24 protein-coding genes are annotated in these 21505 nt (G+C 59.5%); 13 read left to right on the top strand and 11 right to left on the bottom strand.

Going from position 1 to position 21505, the window contains the following annotated elements; all coding sequences use genetic code 11:
* Positions 1–27: 27 nt before the first annotated feature.
* The gene (locus ACP7AJ_RS17155; protein ID WP_426061421.1) at positions 28–762 is read right to left on the bottom strand and encodes a YebC/PmpR family DNA-binding transcriptional regulator; all 735 of its coding nucleotides are present in this window, start codon (positions 760–762) and stop codon (positions 28–30) included.
* A 131-nt stretch (positions 763–893) separates the two neighbouring features.
* A complete protein-coding gene (locus tag ACP7AJ_RS17150) occupies positions 894–1403 on the bottom strand; it encodes a hypothetical protein (RefSeq protein ID WP_426061420.1) in 510 nt (169 codons plus the stop codon).
* Positions 1404–1680: 277 nt separating this feature from the next.
* Between ACP7AJ_RS17150 and ACP7AJ_RS17145 the strand changes: the two genes are divergently transcribed.
* Entirely contained in the window at positions 1681–2577 is an 897-nt protein-coding gene (locus ACP7AJ_RS17145; RefSeq protein ID WP_426061562.1) for an arginase family protein, read from the top strand.
* Positions 2578–2619: 42 nt separating this feature from the next.
* Here the strand turns inward: ACP7AJ_RS17145 and ACP7AJ_RS17140 are convergent, their stop codons facing one another.
* Positions 2620–3591, bottom strand: a complete 972-nt coding sequence (locus ACP7AJ_RS17140) for an MBL fold metallo-hydrolase (protein WP_426061419.1) — start codon at positions 3589–3591, stop codon at positions 2620–2622.
* A gap of 195 nt (positions 3592–3786) precedes the next feature.
* Here ACP7AJ_RS17140 and ACP7AJ_RS17135 point away from each other — a divergent pair, with 195 nt between their 5' ends.
* Positions 3787–4602, top strand: a complete 816-nt coding sequence (locus ACP7AJ_RS17135) for a DUF4097 family beta strand repeat-containing protein (RefSeq protein WP_426061418.1) — start codon at positions 3787–3789, stop codon at positions 4600–4602.
* A gap of 87 nt (positions 4603–4689) precedes the next feature.
* On the opposite strand, the gene ACP7AJ_RS17130 is transcribed toward ACP7AJ_RS17135, so the two are convergent.
* Entirely contained in the window at positions 4690–4962 is a 273-nt protein-coding gene (locus ACP7AJ_RS17130; protein ID WP_426061417.1) for a hypothetical protein, read from the bottom strand.
* A 165-nt stretch (positions 4963–5127) separates the two neighbouring features.
* On the opposite strand from ACP7AJ_RS17130, the gene hutU reads away from it, so the two are divergent.
* The 5 genes from hutU (at position 5128) to ACP7AJ_RS17105 (ending at position 10518) form a co-directional block, all read left to right on the top strand.
* On the top strand, positions 5128–6912 hold the full coding sequence (hutU, locus tag ACP7AJ_RS17125) for a urocanate hydratase (RefSeq protein ID WP_426061416.1): 1785 nt from the start codon (positions 5128–5130) through the stop codon (positions 6910–6912).
* A gap of 55 nt (positions 6913–6967) precedes the next feature.
* Positions 6968–7579: a hypothetical protein gene (locus ACP7AJ_RS17120; protein WP_426061415.1), complete on the top strand. Its 612-nt coding sequence runs from the start codon at positions 6968–6970 to the stop codon at positions 7577–7579.
* Positions 7580–7767: 188 nt separating this feature from the next.
* On the top strand, positions 7768–8283 hold the full coding sequence (locus tag ACP7AJ_RS17115) for a DUF4112 domain-containing protein (protein ID WP_426061414.1): 516 nt from the start codon (positions 7768–7770) through the stop codon (positions 8281–8283).
* Positions 8284–8629: 346 nt separating this feature from the next.
* The gene (locus ACP7AJ_RS17110) at positions 8630–9445 is read left to right on the top strand and encodes a hypothetical protein (protein WP_426061413.1); all 816 of its coding nucleotides are present in this window, start codon (positions 8630–8632) and stop codon (positions 9443–9445) included.
* Positions 9446–9783: 338 nt separating this feature from the next.
* Positions 9784–10518 carry a hypothetical protein gene (locus ACP7AJ_RS17105; RefSeq protein ID WP_426061412.1) on the top strand — a complete coding sequence of 245 codons (735 nt, stop codon included), beginning with the start codon at positions 9784–9786 and terminating at the stop codon, positions 10516–10518.
* 136 nt (positions 10519–10654) lie between these two features.
* Here the strand turns inward: ACP7AJ_RS17105 and ACP7AJ_RS17100 are convergent, their stop codons facing one another.
* A complete protein-coding gene (locus tag ACP7AJ_RS17100) occupies positions 10655–11776 on the bottom strand; it encodes a mechanosensitive ion channel family protein (protein WP_426061411.1) in 1122 nt (373 codons plus the stop codon).
* A gap of 315 nt (positions 11777–12091) precedes the next feature.
* Between ACP7AJ_RS17100 and ACP7AJ_RS17095 the strand changes: the two genes are divergently transcribed.
* The 3 genes from ACP7AJ_RS17095 to ACP7AJ_RS17085 all read left to right on the top strand — a co-directional run bounded on the left by ACP7AJ_RS17095 (position 12092) and on the right by ACP7AJ_RS17085 (position 15147).
* Positions 12092–12826, top strand: a complete 735-nt coding sequence (locus ACP7AJ_RS17095; RefSeq protein WP_426061410.1) for a DUF6503 family protein — start codon at positions 12092–12094, stop codon at positions 12824–12826.
* A gap of 234 nt (positions 12827–13060) precedes the next feature.
* Entirely contained in the window at positions 13061–14185 is a 1125-nt protein-coding gene (locus ACP7AJ_RS17090) for a metallophosphoesterase (protein ID WP_426061409.1), read from the top strand.
* Between the two features lie 131 nt (positions 14186–14316).
* The gene (locus ACP7AJ_RS17085; protein WP_426061408.1) at positions 14317–15147 is read left to right on the top strand and encodes a phosphatase PAP2 family protein; all 831 of its coding nucleotides are present in this window, start codon (positions 14317–14319) and stop codon (positions 15145–15147) included.
* A gap of 57 nt (positions 15148–15204) precedes the next feature.
* Here the strand turns inward: ACP7AJ_RS17085 and ACP7AJ_RS17080 are convergent, their stop codons facing one another.
* Both ACP7AJ_RS17080 and pncA read right to left on the bottom strand, forming a co-directional pair.
* Entirely contained in the window at positions 15205–16044 is an 840-nt protein-coding gene (locus tag ACP7AJ_RS17080) for an ion transporter (RefSeq protein WP_426061407.1), read from the bottom strand.
* Positions 16045–16103: 59 nt separating this feature from the next.
* Positions 16104–16724, bottom strand: a complete 621-nt coding sequence (gene pncA / locus ACP7AJ_RS17075) for a bifunctional nicotinamidase/pyrazinamidase (RefSeq protein ID WP_426061406.1) — start codon at positions 16722–16724, stop codon at positions 16104–16106.
* A 93-nt stretch (positions 16725–16817) separates the two neighbouring features.
* Between pncA and ACP7AJ_RS17070 the strand changes: the two genes are divergently transcribed.
* Positions 16818–17687 carry an SDR family oxidoreductase gene (locus ACP7AJ_RS17070; RefSeq protein ID WP_426061405.1) on the top strand — a complete coding sequence of 290 codons (870 nt, stop codon included), beginning with the start codon at positions 16818–16820 and terminating at the stop codon, positions 17685–17687.
* 37 nt (positions 17688–17724) lie between these two features.
* Positions 17725–18513 carry an arylamine N-acetyltransferase family protein gene (locus ACP7AJ_RS17065; protein ID WP_426061404.1) on the top strand — a complete coding sequence of 263 codons (789 nt, stop codon included), beginning with the start codon at positions 17725–17727 and terminating at the stop codon, positions 18511–18513.
* On the opposite strand, the gene ACP7AJ_RS17060 is transcribed toward ACP7AJ_RS17065, so the two are convergent.
* Together ACP7AJ_RS17060 and ACP7AJ_RS17055 are read right to left on the bottom strand one after the other, a co-directional pair.
* Positions 18506–19252 (bottom strand): hypothetical protein, encoded by a 747-nt coding sequence (locus ACP7AJ_RS17060; RefSeq protein WP_426061403.1) that lies wholly within the window; start codon positions 19250–19252, stop codon positions 18506–18508. The genes ACP7AJ_RS17065 and ACP7AJ_RS17060 overlap by 8 nt on opposite strands.
* A 99-nt stretch (positions 19253–19351) precedes the next feature.
* Positions 19352–19906: a GNAT family N-acetyltransferase gene (locus ACP7AJ_RS17055; RefSeq protein WP_426061402.1), complete on the bottom strand. Its 555-nt coding sequence runs from the start codon at positions 19904–19906 to the stop codon at positions 19352–19354.
* A 132-nt stretch (positions 19907–20038) separates the two neighbouring features.
* Between ACP7AJ_RS17055 and ACP7AJ_RS17050 the strand changes: the two genes are divergently transcribed.
* Positions 20039–20188 (top strand): hypothetical protein, encoded by a 150-nt coding sequence (locus tag ACP7AJ_RS17050; RefSeq protein ID WP_426061401.1) that lies wholly within the window; start codon positions 20039–20041, stop codon positions 20186–20188.
* 198 nt (positions 20189–20386) lie between these two features.
* Here ACP7AJ_RS17050 and ACP7AJ_RS17045 read toward each other — a convergent pair whose 3' ends face one another.
* On the bottom strand, positions 20387–20818 hold the full coding sequence (locus ACP7AJ_RS17045; RefSeq protein WP_426061400.1) for an organic hydroperoxide resistance protein: 432 nt from the start codon (positions 20816–20818) through the stop codon (positions 20387–20389).
* Between the two features lie 50 nt (positions 20819–20868).
* Positions 20869–21318, bottom strand: a complete 450-nt coding sequence (locus ACP7AJ_RS17040; RefSeq protein WP_426061399.1) for a MarR family winged helix-turn-helix transcriptional regulator — start codon at positions 21316–21318, stop codon at positions 20869–20871.
* Positions 21319–21505: the final 187 nt, after the last annotated feature.

Here is a 21505-nt window from a genome sequence, read left to right as displayed (position 1 = left end):
GGCGTGTAGCTAGCGGGAGGCAGTCGGTTAGCCCACGGTGTGGTACACGGCCTGCACGTCTTCGTCGTCCTCGAATTTCTCGATGATGGTCATTACTTCTTCCAACTGCTCGTCGTTGAGGGAGACAGTGGTGTTGGGCACGCGCTGCAGGTTCACACTGACCACGTGGCGGCCCTGGGCTTCGAGGGCTTTCTGCATCTGGCCAAAGTCGGTGAAAGCGGTTTCGACCACGATGTACTTGTGTTCGGCGCCGTGCTCGTCTTCCTCGGTGGTTTCGTACACGTCTTCGGCACCGAAGTCGATGAGCTCCAGTTCCAGTTCGTCGCGGTCGAGGCCTTCGGCGGATAGCTTGAATACGCCTTTTCGGGTGAAGGTGTAGTCGGAGGAACCGGCGGTGCCCAGGGTGCCCTCGTTGCGGTTGAAGATGAGGCGCACGTTGGACACCGTGCGGGTGGGGTTGTCGGTAGCGGTTTCGATGACCACGGCCACGCCATGGGGCAGGTAGCCTTCGTATACCACTTCCTGATAGTCTTTCTCTTCCTTGCTGCTGGCGCGCTTGATGGCGGCTTCTACCCGGTCTTTGGGCATGTTCACGCCTTTGGCGTTTTGCATGGCGGCGCGCAGGCGGGCGTTGGTGTCGGGGTTGGGGCCGTTTTCTTTCACAGCCATCACAATTTCCTTACCGATGCGGGTAAAGTCTTTCGACATTTTGTCCCACCGCTTCATTTTGCGGCCTTTGCGAAATTCGAATGCGCGTCCCATAGGGGGTCAATTAGCAATTATCAGTTAACAATGAGCCATCTCTAGGGGCACTACCGGGGCAGGAGCCGCCGAAACGGGCCGCAAGTTAGCCAGAAGGGGCGGGGGGAGCCAAATGCGGCCAAAACACAGAGCTAGGTGCGGGCCTTTTTCACTGGTTTGGGCCGCGGAGCTTTCGGAGTGGGAGAGGCCTTCGCGTCGGCTGCTACCAGTTCATACACGCCCTTGTTGCCGGTGGGGTAACCAATGATGCTTATGGTGAGGCGTTTGGTGGCCGGCTCGAAACGGAAAGTACCGCGTTGCACGTCGGACCCTTTTAGGTCGGTGAAGGCAAAGCGAATACTGTCGCCGATGAGCGTGAAGCGGCCGGACTGGTTGAAGTAGTGCGGGCCGCTGGGGGCTACTATGCTCAGGTGCTTTTCGTAAGTTCCATCGGCCCGTAGAATGAGGGAGCCGCCCACGCCACGCACCTCGGTAGGAGGCTCAGCGCTGGTGTTGTCGTACACGGTGTAGGCCGTGTAGTGGTAGGTGTTATAAAAGGAGGGAAGCGGAGATGGGGTTTGAGCTAATACGGCAAAAGGAAGGCACGTTAGCAGCGCGAAGGTGCTGAGGCAGCGAAGTAGCATGGGAGCAGAGGTGAACATCGGAAAAAGGTTAGGCTTGCACAAGGTAAAACCGTACCACCTTTGTGGCAGAGTCAGCTTAATGAGAGCATAATGCAACGAGCAGTAACTAATGGCTCCCTCAACTGACGAAATTGATGATAACTGCTAGTCTAGCAGCCGCATCGCTTTAGGCGGGGCGTCCTGCTTATAGCACAAAGCTGGCTACGCTGAACTTCAGTTGGCCAGTTCAGAATGACAAACTTTGCTTTATGCTGGAAGGCTAATCCATCATATCAGTTAACTTTTTCAAGCTGTGATGTTCTTACGCGACCTGATTAAACCCGCCGCGGAGCTGCCGGAGGCCGATGTGTGCCTGGTAGGTCTGCCCCTCGATTTCGGCACGGTGCTGGAGGGCGGCCGGGCTGGCGCAGCACACGCCCCCGATGCCATTCGCCGGGAGCTGCGCCGCTACCATAAAACTTACAACCTGGAGCACGATGTGAGCTTGGAAAGCCTGCGCATTGCCGATGCCGGCAATCTGGATATGCGGCAGCCCGACCACGGGCGCAACCACGACCACATCCGGGAGCGGCTGGGCCAGCTGTTGCGGCAATACCCGCGCGTAATTGTACTCGGGGGCTCGCACGATGGCAGCTACTCCACAGTGCGCGGGCTGTTCGACGCCAGCGGTGGGCAAGCCGTGGGCGGCATCAACCTCGATGCGCACGCCGATGTGAAGGACAAGCCCGAAATCAGCAGCGGCACGCCCTTTGGCAAGCTGCTGCGCGAAGGGTTTTTGGCGGGGGCGGGGTTTACCGAATTAGGTCTGCACTCCAACCTCAATACCAAAGAGGATATCGATTTCCTGCACCGCCAAGATGCACACATTGTGCCGCTGGCCCACGTGCAAAAGGACGGCATGGAGCTTTACCTCACTCGTGCGCTTAGCCGGGCAGCCAAGCACAAAGCGGCTTTCGTGAGCTTCGATATTGATGGCTGCGCCGAGGCATATGCGCCCGCCGTATCGGCCCCAAGTGCTGATGGCTTTACGCCCCGACAGGCAGTGGAGGCCGCTTGGCTGGCCGGCAAAAACGAGGCAGTGCGCCTATTTGAAGTAGTGGAGCTGAACCCCGTTTTCGACCGTGACAATCAGACTGCTCGTCTGGCGGCTACCATAATAACCGCTTACTTGACAGGAGTAGCAGCCCCGTAAGGGGCACGCGCAGGTGAGAGCCGACGGATGCCACTCCACAGCTCAGCTGCCTACACCGCGCCGGTAAGGCCGCACTGGGGTGTAGGGTCCGGGTTTGGCTTTTCCCCGACGCCGACCACCGGTAAAGAGCCAGGCCGCGCCTGCTGCCAGAATGCCCGCGCCAATCACAGCGGCCTGCAGCGGCAGCTTGTCTTTGGGGGCGGGAGGCAGGTGCTCTACGCCGCTGGCATCGGTGCGGGCGGGCTCGTTCACGTAGCGGCCGTGGGCGGGCACGGGGTAGTTATTGGCCAACTCGCGCAGGCCGGTGGTGGCCTCTTCGCCCGTTATGACAGGCCCATGGCCGCAGCCAATGGCTTTGGGCTCCAGGTCGGCTAGGGTTTGGACCGATTGACGGGCGGCTTCCCAGTCGTAGTTGAACGGCGTGCCAGCCCGGCTGATTTTGGGCTTGCCCAAAAGCACGGCCGGTATCGAGTCGTGGTGGCAGGTAGCGAAGGCATCGCCACCGAGCAGAACGCGGTCGGCTTCGCGGAAGAAGGCGAGCTGGCCGGGGGCGTGGCCGGGCACGTGCAACCAGCGCCAGTTCATGAGGTAGGGCACAACCGGGTCATCGGTGTTCAAGCCCTGCACCCGCTCGGCTAGGTTGGGCAGCTGAGACGGAAAAAAGCGGCTCATGAAGGCCAGCGAACCGCCCACGGTGGGGTCGCGGGGCGGGTACTGGGCTTTGCCGGTGAGGTAGGGCAACTCGAGGGGGTGCGCCACCACGGGCACTTTCCAATGGTCAGCTAGCTCTTTAGCCGAGCCGAGGTGGTCGAGGTGGCCGTGGGTGAGGAGAATGGCCTCGGGGTGAGTGCCAGGGTAAAACAGCTTGTCGGCGGCGGCGATGATGGTTTTGGCGCTGCCAGGCAGGCCGGTATCAATCAGCACCCATTCGCCGGGAATGCCGGTTTCGACAAAATAAACGTTGACAAAGCGCTGAATGCGCAGCTGGGTGACGCCGGCGGCTACTGTATCCATAGGTAGTAAGAATTAGTGAAGAAGCGGAAAGAAAGCATACGGCGCCCGGCCAAAAGTGGGCACCTATATGGTCAGTAAAAATTACATGCGTGCTTGTAACGAATCCAAAATCTGCCGGTAATCATCCCACTCGCCACCCTTTAAAGTGGTGCGAGTATCGCTCATCGTAAATCGCTTTTTTAACCCTTACTCCCCATGAAAACCCTTTTTTCTGCACTCGCTTTCGCCTGCATCGCTTTTTCGGCATCGGCCCAAACCAGCTCCGAACCATCCTTTAAAATGAACTGCGAGGAAGGCAACTGGTACAGCGGCAAATCCGATAACAAACGCTTCTGTGAAACCCGCGACCTGACTATGGCCGCGCCTGCAGGCCAGCCCCTGACGATTGACGGCGGTACCAACGGCGGCATCACCGTTCACGGCTGGTCGGGGCCCAATATTCGGGTTCGGGCCAAGGTCCAGAGCTGGGCCAATTCGGAAGCAGAGGCACAGGAGCAGGTAAAAAACGTGACCATCAGCAGCGCTAACAACACCCTTCGTGCCGAGTCGAGCAGCAAAGACGAGCGGTACAGCGTGAGCTACGAAGTGTTTGTGCCGCGTCAAACCGCTCTGGCGCTGAACACCATGAACGGTGGCATCAGCCTCAATAATCTGCAATCCGACATCAATTTCAAAGCCATAAACGGCGGGGTGAGCTTGGCCAGCCTAGGCGGAAACGTGACGGGGCAAACGGTGAACGGTGGCCTCAGCATCACCCTCTTGGGCAACAAGTGGGAGGGCAAAGGCCTTGACGTGGAAACCACCAACGGCGGCATTACTTGGAAGCTGCCGCAGGACTACTCGGCGCAGCTCTTCACTAGCACCAACATGGGCAGCATCCGGGCGGGCTTTCAGGTCACGAAAAGCGGTTTTATGCGCAAAGAGCTGTCTACCAGCCTGGGCAAGGGCGGTGCTCCCGTAAAGGCTGTGACGACCAACGGCGGCGTGAGCTTGGTGCAGGGCCGCAACTAGCGGAACGGCCCGCGAAACGGGTCAAAAAAGAGAGCCTCGTGCAGCATTAACGCAGCACGAGGCTCTTTTTTTTTGGTACGGTCGCCATCAGCAGGCGCAGCTAAAATCGGGGTAGTCGGCGTAGCCGGGCGCAGGCTTGTCGTCGATGCGAATGAGGTGGTCGAGGCGAATTTCTTCGCCCGATTTCAGGCGCATGTATTCTACTTTGTCGCGGATGAAGAGGGTTTCAATCACGCCAGAACCCAGGCAGAGCTGGCGCAGGTCGTTGAAGTATTGCAGGTCGACCCGGCGGCGCTGGGTGGCGGCAGCTTCCAGCTCATCGTAGAAGTTGCAATCGATGGGTTTATAGTCAGTGCTCATATTAAGTAAGACAGAGGGCGTAGCTGCCTTTATACGAGATATAAGACGCTATTGCTGAAATGCGTTGACCATGGATAAGTCACGGGTAATGATATAGGTTTTAGAGCTGTAGCTGGTAGTTGTCACTTCCCTATCTTCGCCACCCCACCCAATTCGCCTCTTTCCATGTCAGTGCCCACCCCCACCGAAACCGCCACCCCCAAGCTCAACCTCGAGGCCACCTCCATTTCCAGCGCTCCCAATTTGCCCAAACCGGCAGCCGGCAAGCGCCCAATGTTCTACGAGTTCAAGCCCGAGGAAACGGTGCGCGCCGCCCACGGCACTACCCTGCGCTGCAAGACCTGGGAAGCTGAAGCCGCCCTGCGGATGCTAGAAAACAACCTGGACCCGGCCGTAAGCTTAGTCTACGACGAGCTGATTGTATACGGCGGGGCCGGCCGCGCCGCCCGCAACTGGAAGGAATACCAGACCATCGTAAAAACCCTGAAGGAGTTGGAGGCCGACGAAACCATGCTGGTGCAGAGCGGCAAAGCCGTGGGCGTGCTCAAAACCTGGGCTCACGCGCCCCGCGTGCTCCTAGCAAACAGCAACATCGTGCCCGCCTGGAGCACCCAGGAATACTTCGACGAGCTCGACCGGATGGGCCTGATGATGTACGGCCAAATGACGGCCGGCTCCTGGATTTACATTGCCACCCAGGGCATTTTGCAGGGCACCTACGAGACCTTTGCGGCCATGGCCGACCAGCATTTTGGCGGCAGCCTGCGCGGCACCATCACCGTGACGGCGGGCCTGGGCGGCATGAGCGGCGCCCAGCCGCTGGCCGTGACCATGAACGACGGCGTGTGCCTGGTGGTGGAGCCCATCGACGAGCGGGTGAAGCAGAAAGTGCGCGAAGGCTACGTAGACGAGCAAGCCCGCGACCTCGCCCACGCCCTGGAGCTGTGCGAGCAGGCCAAAGCCGCTGGCACGCCGCTTTCGGTGGGCCTCACCGGCAACGCTGCCACGGTGTTGCCCGAGCTGCTGGAGCGCGGCTTTCAGGCCGACATCGTGACCGACCAAACCTCGGCCCACGACCTGATGGACTACCTTCCCGAAGGCGAGATAGGGGAGGTGCTGGCTCTGCGCGCCGCCTGGCCCGACGAATTCAAGAAGCAGGCCCTGCAGTCCATCGTGAAGCATGTGGAGGCTATTCTGGAGATGCAGCGCCGCGGCACCATTGCCGTAGACTACGGCAACAACCTGCGCGGCCAAGCCGAAAAAGGCGGCCTGCAAGTGCGCGATGAGCACGGCCAGTTCTTATACCCCGGCTTCGTGCCCGGCTACATCCGCCCGCTGTTTTGTGAGGGCAAAGGGCCGTTTCGCTGGTGCGCCCTCAGCGGCGACCCGCAGGACATTCTGCGCATCGACCGCGCCTTGCTCGAAACCTTTCCCGAGAATAAAATGCTGGCCCGCTGGATAGAAAAGGCCCAGGCCAAGGTGCCGTTCATTGGACTGCCGGCCCGCGTGTGCTGGCTGGGCTACGGCGAGCGCGAGAAGTTTGGCCTTGTCATCAACGACTTGGTGGCGCGGGGTGACGTCTCAGCCCCCATCGTCATCGGCCGCGACCACCTCGACTGCGGCTCGGTAGCCTCGCCCAATCGCGAAACCGAAGGCATGAAGGACGGTTCCGACGCCGTGGCCGACTGGCCCCTGCTCAATGCCCTGGCCAACTGCGCCAGCGGAGCCGACTGGGTGAGCCTGCACAATGGCGGCGGCGTGGGCATCGGCAACTCTACCCACTCCGGCATGGTGATAGTGGCAACTGGCACCCCCGAAAAAGCCGAACGCCTGAAGCGCGTGCTCACCACCGACCCCGGCATGGGCATTTTCCGCCACGCTGACGCGGGCTATGAACTGGCACAGGATGTAGCGCGGGAGCGCGGGGCGAAAATTCCGGGTCAGCAGTAAGTTCAGCAAGCAATAGTCTGTTAATTTGCAGCAATTCATATCTATAAATTCTACCGTGAAGTACCTTCTCCACCTGGCACCTATGTTGCTCTGCTTGGCTGCCTGCCAAAGTAACCCCACTATTACCGCTGCTGCCCAGGCAACGACACCGGAGTCAGCCAAGACCGCGCAAGCCAACGCAGAGGCTGCTATTCCGGAGCATGTGGAGTTTGGTACGCTCACCGTCAATGGTAAGCTGCGTGAAAAGCTAACCACCGAGCAACTTAAGAGCCAGCTGGGTCGCCCAGACAGCGTCGTGGCAGGCGCCGTTGATGAGTGCACAGGCGCGCTTCAAACCCCAACTAGTCAAGCAAGCAACTTCTGGTATTATGGCAAAACGGAGTACGAGGTGAGCGGTACCCAAGCCATTTTAGTTGTCTTCGATGTCACGTCGGGTAGGTTCCAGGGCAAGCTTGGTAAGCTCGTTCTCAGTCAAAAGACTACGCTGGAAGACGTTCGTCGCTTCTTTCCGGTGTCGGCGAAACAAGCCGACAAGCCCGCTGACGGCCGTCCAGGAGAAGAAATGGGTTTGCACTTATACCGTAAAGGGGTTCCAATGGACGCTTCTTTAATCTTACGTTTCAAGAAGGGGCGCCTGCAAGAAGTGGAGTTTTGGAGCCCGTGCTAACCTTCAGGCACTGAGTTAAACTGCGGTAATGCGCCTGTCTCGCCGTTCAACTTCCCACGCCGTATGCCATAACCTCTCCCGGCAGATTGGCCTTGGCTTACAATAGTGCAAAAGTGGATTACGGTCAATTTCTCCGTGTACCTCCGGCACGCGCGGGCGTATAAGTGCTGAATAATCCCAGCCCGCCCATGCCCCAGCCCAAACGCCCCACTGTGCCCGCCACTTTCGATGCCAACGACCGGCTGCGCTGGGTTGAGCAAATGGCCCGCCTCATGGACAGCCATTTTCGGCTGCCGGGCACCCGCTTTCGATTTGGCCTTGACCCGCTGCTGGGCCTATTGCCGGTGGTGGGCGACTTAACGTCACTGGCTGTGTCGGGCGCTTTGGTCATGACCATGATGCGGCACGGGGCCAGCGGCGCAGTGGTGGTGCGCATGGCCATCAACATCCTGCTCGATGCCGTTATCGGGTCTATTCCGCTGCTGGGTAACCTCTTCGACTTTGCCTTCAAAGCCAACAACCGCAATGTAGCCCTGCTGCGCCGCCACTACGCCGAGGGCAAGCATCAGGGCAGCGGCAAAGGGCTGGTGCTACTGCTGTTGCTGTTTCTGCTCGTGGTTTTTGGCTTGGTGGCGTGGGGCGGCATTGCGCTGGCGCGCTGGCTATGGAATTACTTTGAAGCGGCACCGGTTCTGAGCACGTAGCAGAAGAAGTATGTCGGCAGTGGATTAGAGGAGTGGCCTTTTTAACGGTCACGCTTCGCTGTGCTCTGTATGACCACCTTTTTCGCTCACCATCCAGACACTCTGGGCGAAGTAGTTTTCTCGACGCACTGGGGCTGTTGAACGGCTTTGATTTTCAAGCAGGAACAGCCAGGGTGCAGCTTTCTGAGCAATTAGAGCTTTGAGGGTCGGTTGAAGCATTTTGGTTAAGCGTCAGTGCAACGGCTTGGCGCACGGGCTTTCAGCTGATTTCCCGGCGGTTGCCGAAACTACGCAGCGCGCATATCGTAAAGCAGTTCCGGCAGTAGGCCGGGAAATATAAAGGGAGATGAGCGAGCAAAATGAAGCGAACATGAGTTCGGCCTGGGCCCAATCCAGCGGAACCAAGGTGCCTACCCCAGGTGCCAAGCGTCCGATTACGGCCGGCACCCTGAAAATATTTTTGTTGGTGGTGACTTGTGGATTGCTGCTGGGCAGTGCGTTAGCCTTCTTGTTTCGGTCATCGGGCGACCAATCATCGTCCATTGCAACAGAAGGCGACCAGTTAAATGACGATGGTGGCGCCCGGGCCACTACAGTTGCAAACCGATACCAGCCCGAGTTTGAAGTGGCAGTGCCAGTGGCCCGGCAGCCCGGCACTGGCAACCGCTACCAGGTGGTTACGGAAAAGGCTTATTTCCTCGATTCGCCCGAGCAGTCAACTCCCATGGGCCCTTACCTCCGGCGGGGCAACATGCTGTATGCGGAGAACGAAGAAAATGGGTTTGTGCAAACGACGTATGTGCAGCCAAATGGCGTGCGCGGCACCGGATGGGTGAAAAAGCAGAGCCTGAGCCAAGTAAACGAAGAACAGGGCGCCCAAGCCGATGCCGAGACTGCTGCCGCTGCGAAAGCAAGCACCCTCGCCGCAACCCGGGCGAAACGGAACTCTGCCAAAAAAGCTAACAATAAGTCGAATGCAGCGCGCAATGAAGCCCGCAAACGGGAATCGGGCACCCGCGTGGGCTCTTGGCTGCGCAAGGCCCGCGACTTGGTTCGGCCGCGTAATAAGCGGAACGACAAATCGCGCAAGCAAAAACCCTGCAAGTGCTCATCGAAAGCGGTTGACTTCTCTCCACCAGCGCAACGGGCCATACCTGCTTAGCGCCTATCTGGAATAGACAAAAAGAACGGGCCTATTCAAATAGCTTCTTGGGATGCTGGGCCAATGTCATGGCAAGTGCGCTAAGCCAAGAGCAGCAAGTGTAGCTGGCGGCATATGGCTAGTTAAGAAGGGCCTGCGCGCGTAATGCACCCTTGATTTAGTCATGTTGCGTGGGCAGAATTTAGAAACTACTTGGCGGATTTGCAGTAAAAGGCACACACGAGTAGCAACTAAAAACGGCCATGAGCAAGCTAAATCAATTCCGCGCAAGCCTGCCTCAGCCCTGTGCTGTTAAAGCTGGTGAAAAGCACAATTACTCCCGAAACTGGGCGTGGAGAATGGCCGCGCCGGCAGTAGCCTGGGGACTACTGGCCCTGTTTCTGCTGCCCGCGTGTTCCGAAGACAAACCCCGAAGTCCCGACTCGGAGATGGTGGTAGACCCGCCCAGTGCTCCGACCGATGCCAGTGCAGCGGACCCATCAACAGAAGAAGCCGCCGAAAACGCCGAAGAGCCCATCGGCTCGCTCACTGGCGCTGGCCGACACTATCGGGTGGCAGTGGGTACAGCCTATTTCTTCGACTCCCCCCAGCAATCAACGCCCAACGGCCGGTACCTTCGCCGCGGCGACGAGTTTTATGGAGAAGGTGAAACCAATGGCTTTGTGAAAACCGGATTCAAAGCCCCCAACGGGGCCCAAAGCACCGGCTGGCTCAAAGTGCAGGAGCTAACTAGGCTGGGAGCCGGCCCTGCCACGCCCGCTTCGGGCCGCAAGCCGCGTCCGGCTGCCGCGCCGACAGCGCCTACCGCTGCCCCCGAAGCAAACCCGGCAGCCAGCGCGCCGGCTGCAGCGCCCGCGCCCGGCAATGCCCAAACCGCCGTAGTGAAGGTGGCTCGTTCGTACTTCTACAACTCGCCTGACCTAAGCTTACCGCGCCTAGCTCATTGCGTGCGCGGCGATAGAGTGCGGCTGGGAGAAACTCGCGGTGAGGCCGTCTACGTCACCTTCACCAACTGGCAAAAGGTGACCAGCACCGGCTGGATGAGAAAGGATGCGCTGGATATCAACCCGTAGTAGTTTGGCCTTGCGCGCATGAGGTCAGTTTATAAAAAGGCTGGTTTACTATGGGCTCTATTAAGCAGGAAGTGTGCTTTTAACAGTTTCGGTACTGTTCTGCTTCGGTGCGGAATGTCTCTACCCTGGCGCTGAGTTAGGCGGGCTTGGTCTGCGAAAGGGCAAAGGCCTGCTCATTACCTGAAACGCCCAGGGCCGGCCCTTCCACAAGCGCGCGGGTGCGGGGGAGGCTGCCGGGATACTCGCGCTGCAGAAAAGCCACCAGCTGCTCGCGCACGGCGCAGCGCAGCTCCCACACCGAGCTGGCATCGGCGGCGCTCACCAAGGCCCGCAGCTCCAGGGTGCGTTCCTTGGAATCGGTCACGTGCAGCACGCACACGCGCTTGTCCCAGAGCGGATGGGCTTCGGCGATGCGCTGCAGCTCGGTCCGCAGGGCATCTACGGGCACGGTGTAGTCGGTTTGCAGGTACACGGCGCCGGTGAGCTTGGAACTGTTGCGGGTCCAGTTCTGGAAGGGCTTTTCGATGAAATAATTGAGCGGCAGCACCAGCCGACGCTCGTCCCAAATGCTGAGCACGACGTAGGTGAAGGTAATTTCCTCGACCCGGCCCCACTCGCCCTCCACCACCAGCACGTCGTCGATGCGGATGGGCTGGGTGAAGGCTATCTGAAAGCCCGCCAGCAGGTTGCTGATGGAGCGCTGGGCGGCAAAGCCCACAATAACGCTGGCTATGCCCGCCGAGGTGAGCAGGCCCGTGCCCAGGCGGCGCACCGTGGCAAAGCTCATGAGCACCAGCCCCACGGCCACCAGCGCAATCAGCGACACGGCCAGCTTCTTCACAAACTGCAGCTGGGTGAACAGCTTGCGAACCCGCAGGTTGTCGCCGCTGCCCAGCTGATACCGGCTCAGCAGCAAGTCCTGAATCACGTCCAGCGTTTGAATCAGGCCCCAGGCAAAGGAAAGTATCAGCACCATTTCCACCACGCGCCGCAGCACCTCAAACGCTTTGGGGTGCAGGGGCACCAGCGGCAACAACAGCGACACGGCCAGCACCGGGAAAAACACCACGCTGGCGGTGCTTAAGTGCTGCACCACCGACCGCGTCAGGGTCGAGTCTTCGCGGCGGCCGTAGGCCCGCAGGCCCGCGAAGATGAGCATCTTGGCAACCAGCCCAAAGGCCAAGCCGCCGAGCAGAATGCCCAGGGTGGTGAAAATGTCAGGAAAATGCTCCAGCAGGTGTTCAAACTGTTCTTTCATACCAATTGCCGCACGAATCGCGTGGGCACAACACAAGTGAATGAGTTGTACCCCCGGCATTGCCGAAAGGTTAGGCATTGAGCAGTGGGCGAGGGCGACCTGTGGTCTTTTAGCAAAGCTTCCACCCCGGTATTCTTGTTTAAAAACCAGTGGAGAACTGTGTCCGGAGCGCCTTGCCTGGGCATACTGGGATGCCTGAACCTGGGCTAATTCGTGTTCAGAAGTGGCAAGGAAGCTACTGCCCCTTTCCTGGACGGCCAAGGCCCGTATACTGCCGAACTTCTTATCAAGTCAACGCTCAGTGCGCTCTCATCAATGCTAAACTTATTCCTGCTGGCCGGATTGGCTTTACTCCCGGTACTTCAGCATCCACCGCTCACTGGGCCGGAGCTGGTGCAAAAAACCATTGCCTACCACGACCCCAAAGGGAAATGGCCCACGCTCAAGACCCGGCTGTATTTCCAGTCGACCTCGGCCTCGGGCAAAGTCAGCACCTTCGAGGTCGAGCTGGACAATGCCGCCGGCTATTTCTGCCACATCAGCCACCCCGAGGGAGGACGCGAGGTAGTGAAAGGCGTAGTCAACGGACAGGAAGTATTGCTGCTCGATGGCAAGCAGGATTTTAGTGATGCCGACCGCAAGCAGTTTCGCCTGGCAGTCGGGGCGGCGCAAGGCACGCGCAACTTCTACACCTACCTCTACGGCCTGCCCATGAAGCTGCGCGATGCCGGCACGCGGGTGACCCCAGAAGCTGGCCTGCAGCCGCTGCTGGGCAAAAGATACCCCACCATACAAGTCAGTTACGACCCAGCCGTGGGCCAGGACACGTGGTCTTTTTACCTGGACCCGCGCAGGTACGCGCTGCGGGCCTACCGCTTTTACCAGCAAAAAGAGCCCAACGACGGCGAATACGTGGTGCTCGACCAGGAGTTGGTAGTAAGCGGCGTGAAGCTCCCAAAAGAGCGGAAATGGTACTTGAATAAAGACGAAGCCTACCTCGCCACCGACGTCCTGCTCAAAGCTGAGCCCTTAGCAACCCGGCGACTATAGCCCGGTAGCTTACTGTTGACCAATGCTGACAGGAAGTGAGCCGGGCCAACTGCTTTGGGTAAAGCCAGGCTGGTTTTGCAGGCAGCGGGCACGGTACTGAGGGGGCTTGGTAAAGTGTGCCAGGGGACGTGGCTTTTATGCTAGCAGCGTAGTCAGTTTAAGCGGGTTTGAGGCATGGCGGCACTAAAAGCGGGCGGCCAAAGTTTCAGTCACCAAATCCAATCCGTTTTTATAATGCAGATTCTTTCCCTTGTTCGTGCCGTAGTTTTGGTGAGCATGGTGGCAGGCTTGTTTATCAGTCAAGCTGCCTTGGCACAGCGCTTTGCGGCCATTGGTGACTACGGCCATGCCAGTTCGTCGGAGCAGCTGGTGGCCGAGCTGGTGAAGGGCTGGAAGCCCGATTTTGTCATTACCCTCGGCGACAATAACTACGAGCAGGGCGCGGCCAGTACTATCGACGTGAACATAGGCCAGTACTACCACGAGTTTATCGGGGCCTACCGGGGCCGCTACGGCAGTGGCGCTGCCACTAACCGCTTCTTTCCCTCGCTCGGCAACCACGATACCTACTCCCACCACGGGCAGCCCTACCTGGACTACTTTTCCCTGCCCGGCAACGAGCGGTACTACGACTACGTGCGCGGCGACGTACACTTTTTTGTGCTCAACAGCGACCCCTCCGAGCGCGACGGAACCAGCAGTACTTCCAGGCAGGCCCAGTGGCTGAAAGCCCAAATGGCAGCTTCCCAGTCGCGCTGGAAAATCGTTTATTTTCATCATCCACCGTATTCCTCAGGCTCCCACGGCAGCAGCTTGGGCATGCGCTGGCCGTTTCGCGAGTGGGGGGCCTCGCTGGTGCTGGCCGGGCACGACCACCACTACGAGCGCCTCGTGGTAGACGGGCTCCCATACTTCGTCAACGGCCTGGGCGGGCGGAGCATCTACGGCACCACCACGCTCGTGCCGGGCAGCCTGGTGCGCTATAATGCTGACTACGGTGCCCAACTGCTCGAAGCCAGCGCCGACAGCCTGCGGCTCCGCTTCATCACCCACACTGGCAAGCTCATCGACTCGTTTACGCTGCACCACGGCCTGAGCGCCGAACCCCAATTACTAGCTGTGTTGCCCACGCCCTTTCGCGAAACGGCCCAGCTCGAATTCTCACTGCCCACCAACGAGGACGCAACCATTCGCCTGCTTAATGCCGCCGGCCGCGAAGTTGCCGTGTTGCACAAGGGCCCCCTGCGCGCCGGCCGCCACCAGCTGCAATGGTCGCGCGGGGGGCTGGCCCCGGGCGCTTATTTCGTGCAGCTCCTCAGCGGCCACTACAAGCCCGTGATGCGGACGGTGGTGCTGTAACGGCTGGTAGAAATTGGTGCCTGAAACTTCGGCTGCCCGCATTTGGCGTCGTCGGGCAGGCTTGCCTCCTGCAGCTTAACCCCAGCTGCCAATTTCACGTTTGAGCTTCATTATCGTAATCTTTCTATTTAATGAAGCTCTTTTTATCCCTCGCACTGTCCGGGACACTTTTCCTGGCCCCGGGCCCGTCGGCTGTTGCTCAGCAGGCTCCGTCTCCCTACCGCACCGACCTTATTAAGGACGGGGCCATCACGGCCGGCTTCACAGCCCTGAGCTTCACCGGCCTGTACCTGGTGCAGCAAAAAAGCGGCCTGACCGACGCCGAACTGGCTGCCCTCGACCGTAACGACGTGCCCAAGATTGACCGCTTTGCCGCCGGCAAGTACAGCGAGAGCGCCCAACTCATTAGCGACGTGCTCTGCTACCCCACTTTTCTGGTGGCGCCCGGCCTGCTGGCCCTCAACCCCAACGTGCGGGGCCGCTACGGGCAGGTGTTGGGTCTCTACCTCCAAACCATGCTCGCCGCCGACGCTGCCTTCACCATGACGGTAGGCAATGTGTACCGCTACCGACCTTACCTGTACGGGCCCGAAGGCGGGGGCAGGCGCAGCGGTAAGATTGCCACCAACTCGTTTTTTGCCGGCCACGTGGCCCACACCGGCGCGGCTACCTTCTTTGCTGCCAAGGTATTTCACGACTTCAATCCCGATTCGCCTGCCCGGCCCTACGTGTGGGGCGCCGCGGCCTTGTTGCCAGCGGCCGTGGGCTATTATCGCATCGAGGCCGGCAAGCACTTTCTCACCGACGTGATGGTGGGCTACGCCGTAGGCGCCACGGCGGGCATAGTAGTTCCCCAACTGCACAAAGTAGCCGGGCGTGCGGGCGTGTCGGTGGTGCCCCTGCAGGGTGTAAACATTAACGGCCATTCCTACAGCGGCCTATCTTTCACCAAGCAATTGTAAGGCGGCCCGGGTTGCTGCCTGCCTTGTTGGGAACGACCACTGGCGCAACGCCGAGCTTTACAAGCGTTCGCCGCAGCGCCAGCAAAACTCGGCGTCGGGCCGGTGGTCGGCTGCTTGGCATACGTGGCAAATTGCCAGCTTAAAGGCCGGTTCTGGCCAGGCCGCTGCGCGCGGGGCCACCATCTGAGCCGATACGATGCCCGTGGGCACGGCGATGATGGCATAGCCCAATATCATGAGCAGTGAAGCGAGCGTCTGGCCCAGTACCGTAACGGGCGAAATGTCGCCGTAGCCCACCGTCGTGACGGTGACAACGGCCCAATACACGCTTTTGGGAATACTGGTGAAGCCGTTTTGCCCGCCTTCCACCACGTACATCAGCGTGCCCACTACAATGGTCATGGTGAGCACGGCCGTGAGGAAGACCATGATTTTGTAGCGGCTGGCCTTGAGCGCACTCGCAATAAATTCGCCTTCGCCCACAAACTGGCCCAGCTTGAAGATGCGGAACATGCGCAGCAGCCGCAGCGTGCGAATGGCCAGCAGATACTGGCTGCCGGTGAGGGCCAAAGCGGCCAGGGCCGGCACAGTGGCCAAAAAGTCAATCAGCCCGAGCCAGCTGAAAGCATACGCCAGCGGCCGCCGCACCACCAGCAGCCGCGCCAGATATTCCAGCAAGAACAAGAGGGTGAAAAACCACTCCAGCCCCCGCAGTAGCGTACCATACCGGCTGCTAAAGGCCCGAACGCTATCCAGCATCACGGTGGCCACACTAAGCACGATAACGGCCAGCAGTAGCACGTCGAAAACCATACCGGCCCGGGTATCCGACTCAAAAATGACGCGGTAGCCGGCTCGTTTCCAACTGGGGGCAGTGTCGCGGGGCTGTAAATTCATGAAGGCTCTATACGAGGTGGGGGCCGCCAGGTGAGGATGGCGGTGGTGAAGCCAGTCGATTATTGCGCTGCGCCCAGCACGGCGCTGCTTTCCAGCAGGCGCACGCCTTTGCTTTCTAAGTCGGCCCGGGCGGCCCCGAAGCCCTCGGCGCTGATGGCCCGCGTGGCATCGGTAATAACGACCGTAGCAAAGCCCGCGGCGTGGGCGTCGAGCGCTGAAAAATACACGCAATAGTCGCCGGCCAAGCCCACCAAGTACACGTCGGTTATGCCGCGGCCGCGCAAGTAGTCGGTGAGGCCGGTGGCTTTGCGATGGCCGTTGTCGTAGAAGGCGCTGTAGGAATCGATGTCGGGCGCCATGCCTTTGCGGAAGATGGCCTCCACGCCCCGGGTGTCCAGGGCGGGGTGCAAGGCGGCGCCGGGCGTTTCCTGGACGCAGTGGTCGGGCCACAGCGTCTGGGACAGGCCGTGCAGGTCGATGTGGTCGAAGGCCATGCGGCCGGCGTGACTGCTTGCAAAGCTCTGATGACCGGCCGGGTGCCAGTCCTGCGATGCCACCACTAGGTCGAACTGCGGCTGCAAAGCATTGACCAGCGGAATGATGGCGTCGCCCTCGGGCACGGCCAGGCGGCCACCGGGTACAAAATCGTTCTGAATATCGATGAGCAAAAGGGCTTTCATAAGGCCAAGGTCGGGGAGGAGCAGGGAAAACCAAGCATGGCGTGGCGAGTTACGTCTACGTTGGTATCCCCAAAATTTCCCAATTCCTTCCCTATGGCTGACCTTCAACATCAGATTGCCTTGGTTACCGGCGCCACGTCCGGCATTGGCAAAGTCACGGCCACCGAACTGGCCAAAAAAGGTGCCCACGTGATTATTCTGGCCCGCAACTCCCAAAAAGCCGAGGCCACGCAGCGCGAGATAAAAGCCGCTGCCGGCCACGACCGGGTTGACGTGCTGCTGGCCGACCTCGCCGTGCTGGAGCAGGTGCGCCAAGCCGCTGCCGAGTTAAACGCCCGCTACCCCCGCCTCGACTTGCTGATAAATAATGCTGGCCTCATTTTCGGCAGTCAGCGCCAGCTTTCCGCCGATGGCAACGAACTGGGCCTGGCCACCAACCACCTGGGGCCGTTCCTGCTCACGGCGCTGCTCTTCAAAAAACTGCGCGCCAGCCCCGCCGCCCGGGTCGTCAACGTCTCGTCAATGGCCCACCGATTTGCCAAGCCCAACCTCACCGACATTCAATCGGCGCACAGCTACGGGGCCATGCGTGTGTACGGCAACACCAAACTCTACAACATCATGTTCACCCAGGAGCTGGCGCGCCGGCTGCGTACCCACGGCATTGCCCACGTTACCACCAACGCCCTGCATCCGGGCGTGGTAGCCAGCAGCTTCGGCGAGAGCGCCGGCGGCTGGCTGAGCAAGCTGGCCCAGCTGGGCCGGCCGTTCATGATTTCGCTGGAGAAAGGTGCTGAAACCAGCCTGTTTCTAGCCACCGCGCCGGAAATGGACTCCATAAGCGGCGGCTTTTTTGACAAGAAGAAGGCCGTGCCTGTGCAGCACCCGTTCAATACCCCGGACCACGCCCGGCAGCTCTGGAAGCTGAGCGAACAGCTTACGGGCACGTCATTTTTGTCGTAATTGGCAGGATGGTTCTTCACTTTGCTTTCCTGTAGCCATGTCAAGCTCCCCACTAGACTTAGCCGCCTACGTTGCCCGCGTGGGCTACCAGGGTCCTCTCACGTACTCCCTTGAAACACTGGTGGGCCTGCACCGGGCGCAAGCCTTCTGCATTCCCTTCGAAAACCTCGACATTCATTTAAACCGCCCCATTAGCCTCGACCCGGCCAGCCTGGTGCAGAAGCTGGTGCACGAGCAGCGCGGCGGCTACTGCTACGAGGCCAACGGCTTGTTTCGGCTGGTGCTGCAGGAGTTGGGCTTTGACGTGACCTGCCTAGTGGGCCGCAATCTGCTGGCTGGGCATCCGTTGCGCCCGCGGGCCCACCAGGTGCTACTGGTTGAGGTGGAAGGCCAGCCCTGGCTGGTTGACCTGGGTTTTGGAGCCAACGGGCTCATCGAACCCATACCCCTGGCGGTGGGCCCCGAGCATCAGCAGTTCTTCGACCGCTACCGGCTGCAGGCAGCACCCCAGCACAACTACCACCTGCAGCTGTTGATACAGGGCCAGTGGCAGAGCCTCTACACGTTCACGCTCGATGAGGCTCAGCCCAGCGACTTTCAGATGATGAACTTCTATTACTCGCAGGCCCCCGACTCGCCTTTCCGCAAGCAGCGCATCACCACGCTGGCCACCCCGGATTGCCGCATTAGCCTGGTCGACCGCGAGCTGAAAATTCGGCGGGCCGACGGCAGCACTAGTACTACTCCAGTGGCCAGCGATGCAGCTTATGAGCAAGCCTTGGCCACTCACTTTGGCATTCGGCTGCCAGCCGCTCTGCCTATTTAGTCGGCGCCGGGTCGGCGGCTTGCAGTACCATTACCCACTGGGCTTCTGTTTTGGGCTTATGCGTGTCGGCGGCCGCCTTCAGGGCAGTGGCCAGGGGCGGGGCAGCGGCCTCCAGCGACTTAAGGCTTAGCTTAACGAGAACGAGTTGCGCCCCGGGGCTGCGCAAGTAGTACACCGATTTGTCCTCGATTTCGTCGGCGCGTCGGTTGGGGCTGTACGCACCCTGATAGTCCGCCCTTCTCAAAGCCTTTACATAATTTTTCAGCAGCGTGTAGCTGCCCATGTGCAGCACCTCCACGTAGTCGGGGCGGTGCTGCTGCTGCGGAGCTTCCAGGAAGCGCCGGAACTCACGCTGCCGCGCCGGGCCGCGCACCGAGGCCGGTTCCTGAAGCACAAAGCGCACCACCTGGCGGTCGTCGAGCATGACGGAGTCGCTGGGATGCTTCTCGTCCAGCATAAGCAAGCGGCGTTCCAGCACGTCGTACTTCAAAGCCACCGGAGCCAAGGGCTGCCCATTACTCAGGGTAACCAGAGCCGTCAGCCAGCGGTTGTCGGCATAGGGCGAGCCCACCACGCCGTAGCTGGCGGCCCTGTCCATCCGCACTGACCCGCCAGCAGTTATGGCCCCCAGGTTGGCCTGTGCAGTTGCGGCGTCTTTGCCCATGCTGGCAGCCTGCGCATAGGCAGTTGTAGAAGCCAGAAACAAAAGTGCCGACAGGTACAAAAAGCGGAGGTTCATTTGGAAACGAGCACATTAACAGAAAACGCAGAATCAATGTACTGCTTATTCCTGAATGGCTTTGGTTTCCAATGAACCTCCAGCAGAGATAGCCCCCGCTTAGGCGGCATGGCTGCCAGATTTTTGCAGGGCGCGCCATTCGTCTTCCAGTATGCCCATCTCAATGAGGCTCCAGTAGTCCTCACCGTGGCGCACCACGTCGCGCATCACGCCTTCCTGCTGAAATCCTGATTTCAAGTAACAGTTGATGGCCGCGTGGTTAAAGTCATACACGCCCAGGCTAATGCGGTGCAGCTTAAGGTCTTCGAACCCAATGCGCAGCAGGGCCTTCACCATGCCCTGGCAAATGCCGCGGCGACGCTCGGTGGTGCTGCCCACCAGCACGCGGGTGATGCGCCCAGCTCGGTCGCGCTGGCTAATGCCGCCCAGGGAAATGTGTCCCACCGTAACCCCTGTTTTAGAATCAACAGCCTTGTAGATGAACACGCTGGGGTCGGCCAGGTTGTTGGAATCTTGAATGTACCATTCGAGGCCCGCCCTGGTAAGCGGAAACGAAAACATCGAGCCGCTCCATTCTTTCATCAGTCGCTCATCGGCAACCCATTCTATCAGTTGGTCGAAGTCGGTGGGGGTGAAGGGTTCCAGTACAATCATATAAAGCGTATGGTGCGGAGAAGAGGGGCGTAGTTAAGCCCCCAAGGTAAGGTGCGGAAGGGCCAGCCGGGCCAGCTACCTACGCTGGCAGCTATCTAACGCTGTTCTTTCCCGATTTATCCCTTTCCTTTCATGGATGTATTCAATGGTGGCGTTCTGCTCACAGGTGGGGCTTCTGCCATTAGCATGCCGCTGGCCGTCTGCTGCGAAGTAGCGAATATCGATGACCGCGCCGAGCGGGTATCGGCCATATTTCCGGGCCTAAGCCGTAATGGTGAATAACGTGCGGCTCAGTACGGATTGCTGGCGCGAGGCACAAAAACGTGGGGAGGAAAAGCTTTTTTAGGTGGGGTTCATCTACTACCCAGCAACCGAAGCTGGTTGAAAAGTTCTTAGTAAACGCTTCGGCCTGCATGGCGTGCTGCGCATTTTCTCCCAAGATCTATCCAACCAGCTACGTCGCTGCCGAGCTACTAAGAGCTATTCGTTGGTAGTCGTGGTCAGCGTCACCTCAATGTTGCCGTGGGTGGCGCGGGAGTAGGGGCACACCTCGTGGGCTTTGGCTACCAAGGCTTCGGCCTGCTGCTGGTTTAGGTTGGGGATGTTCACGATGAGGTCAACGGCTAGGCCGAAGTTCTCGCCGTCTTTGCCGAAGCTCACATCGGCCTCCACGGTGCTGCCCGTGATGGGCGTTTTGCTAAGGCGAGCCACTAGGTTCAGGGCGCCATCGAAGCAGGCCGAGTAGCCCGCGGCAAACAGCTGCTCGGGGTTGGTGGTGTTGGCTTTGCCGGGGCCGCCCATTTCCTTAGGCGTGCTCAGGGGCAGGTCAATTACGTTGTCGGAAGAGATGGCGCGGCCGTCGCGGCCCCCGGAGGTTTTGGCTTTGGCGGTGTACAGGCGTTGAAAGCTCATTAGGGTTGGGGTAAAAGGTAATGGCGTGAAGTAAGAAGTGCCGAAGGCCATCAAGCCAGCAGGGTGATGAGGTGCTGAAGCTGGGTGTGCAGGGCTGCCAGCTCGGGAGGGGCCATTTGCAAGCGGTCGGCCACCTGCACCGGAATTTGCTGAGCATTGCGCTCTAGATTGCGGCCTGCATCAGTCAGCGTCACCACTACCGAACGCTCATCGCGCGGGTCGCGCTGGCGGCTGAGCCACTGGCGCTGTTCCATGCGCTTGAGCAGGGGGGTGAGTGTGCCGGAGTCAAGCAGGAGCTTCTCTCCCAGTTGTTTTACCGTCAAGACATTGTGCTCCCACAGCAGCAACAGCACCAGGTATTGCGGATAGGTTACATCCAACCGTTCCAGCAAGGGCTGATAGGCTTTGGTGATAAGCCGGGAAAGGGCATACACCGAAAAGCATAGCTGGTTGTCCAGCTTGAGCAAGGGGTTCAGCGCAGCATCAGGGAGCTTTTTCATGACGGTGAGAGTGAAAGATGAAATCAGTTGTATAATTTTTAATTGCGCACAACCAATTTTGTAATTATTTTGCCAGAGTCTTATAGTCAGTAAGTTATTTTTGGGTGCTATTAGGTTGTACGGACAATTAACGGAGCCAAAGCAAGGCAGAGACGAAATGGAGCATGCCTAAAAAGCTGCTGGCTGT

Source organism: Hymenobacter sp. B1770 (assembly GCF_049896385.1).
Taxonomy (GTDB): domain Bacteria; phylum Bacteroidota; class Bacteroidia; order Cytophagales; family Hymenobacteraceae; genus Hymenobacter.
Note: the sequence above shows the minus strand (reverse complement) of the source record. Positions and strands in the feature narration are given on the sequence as shown.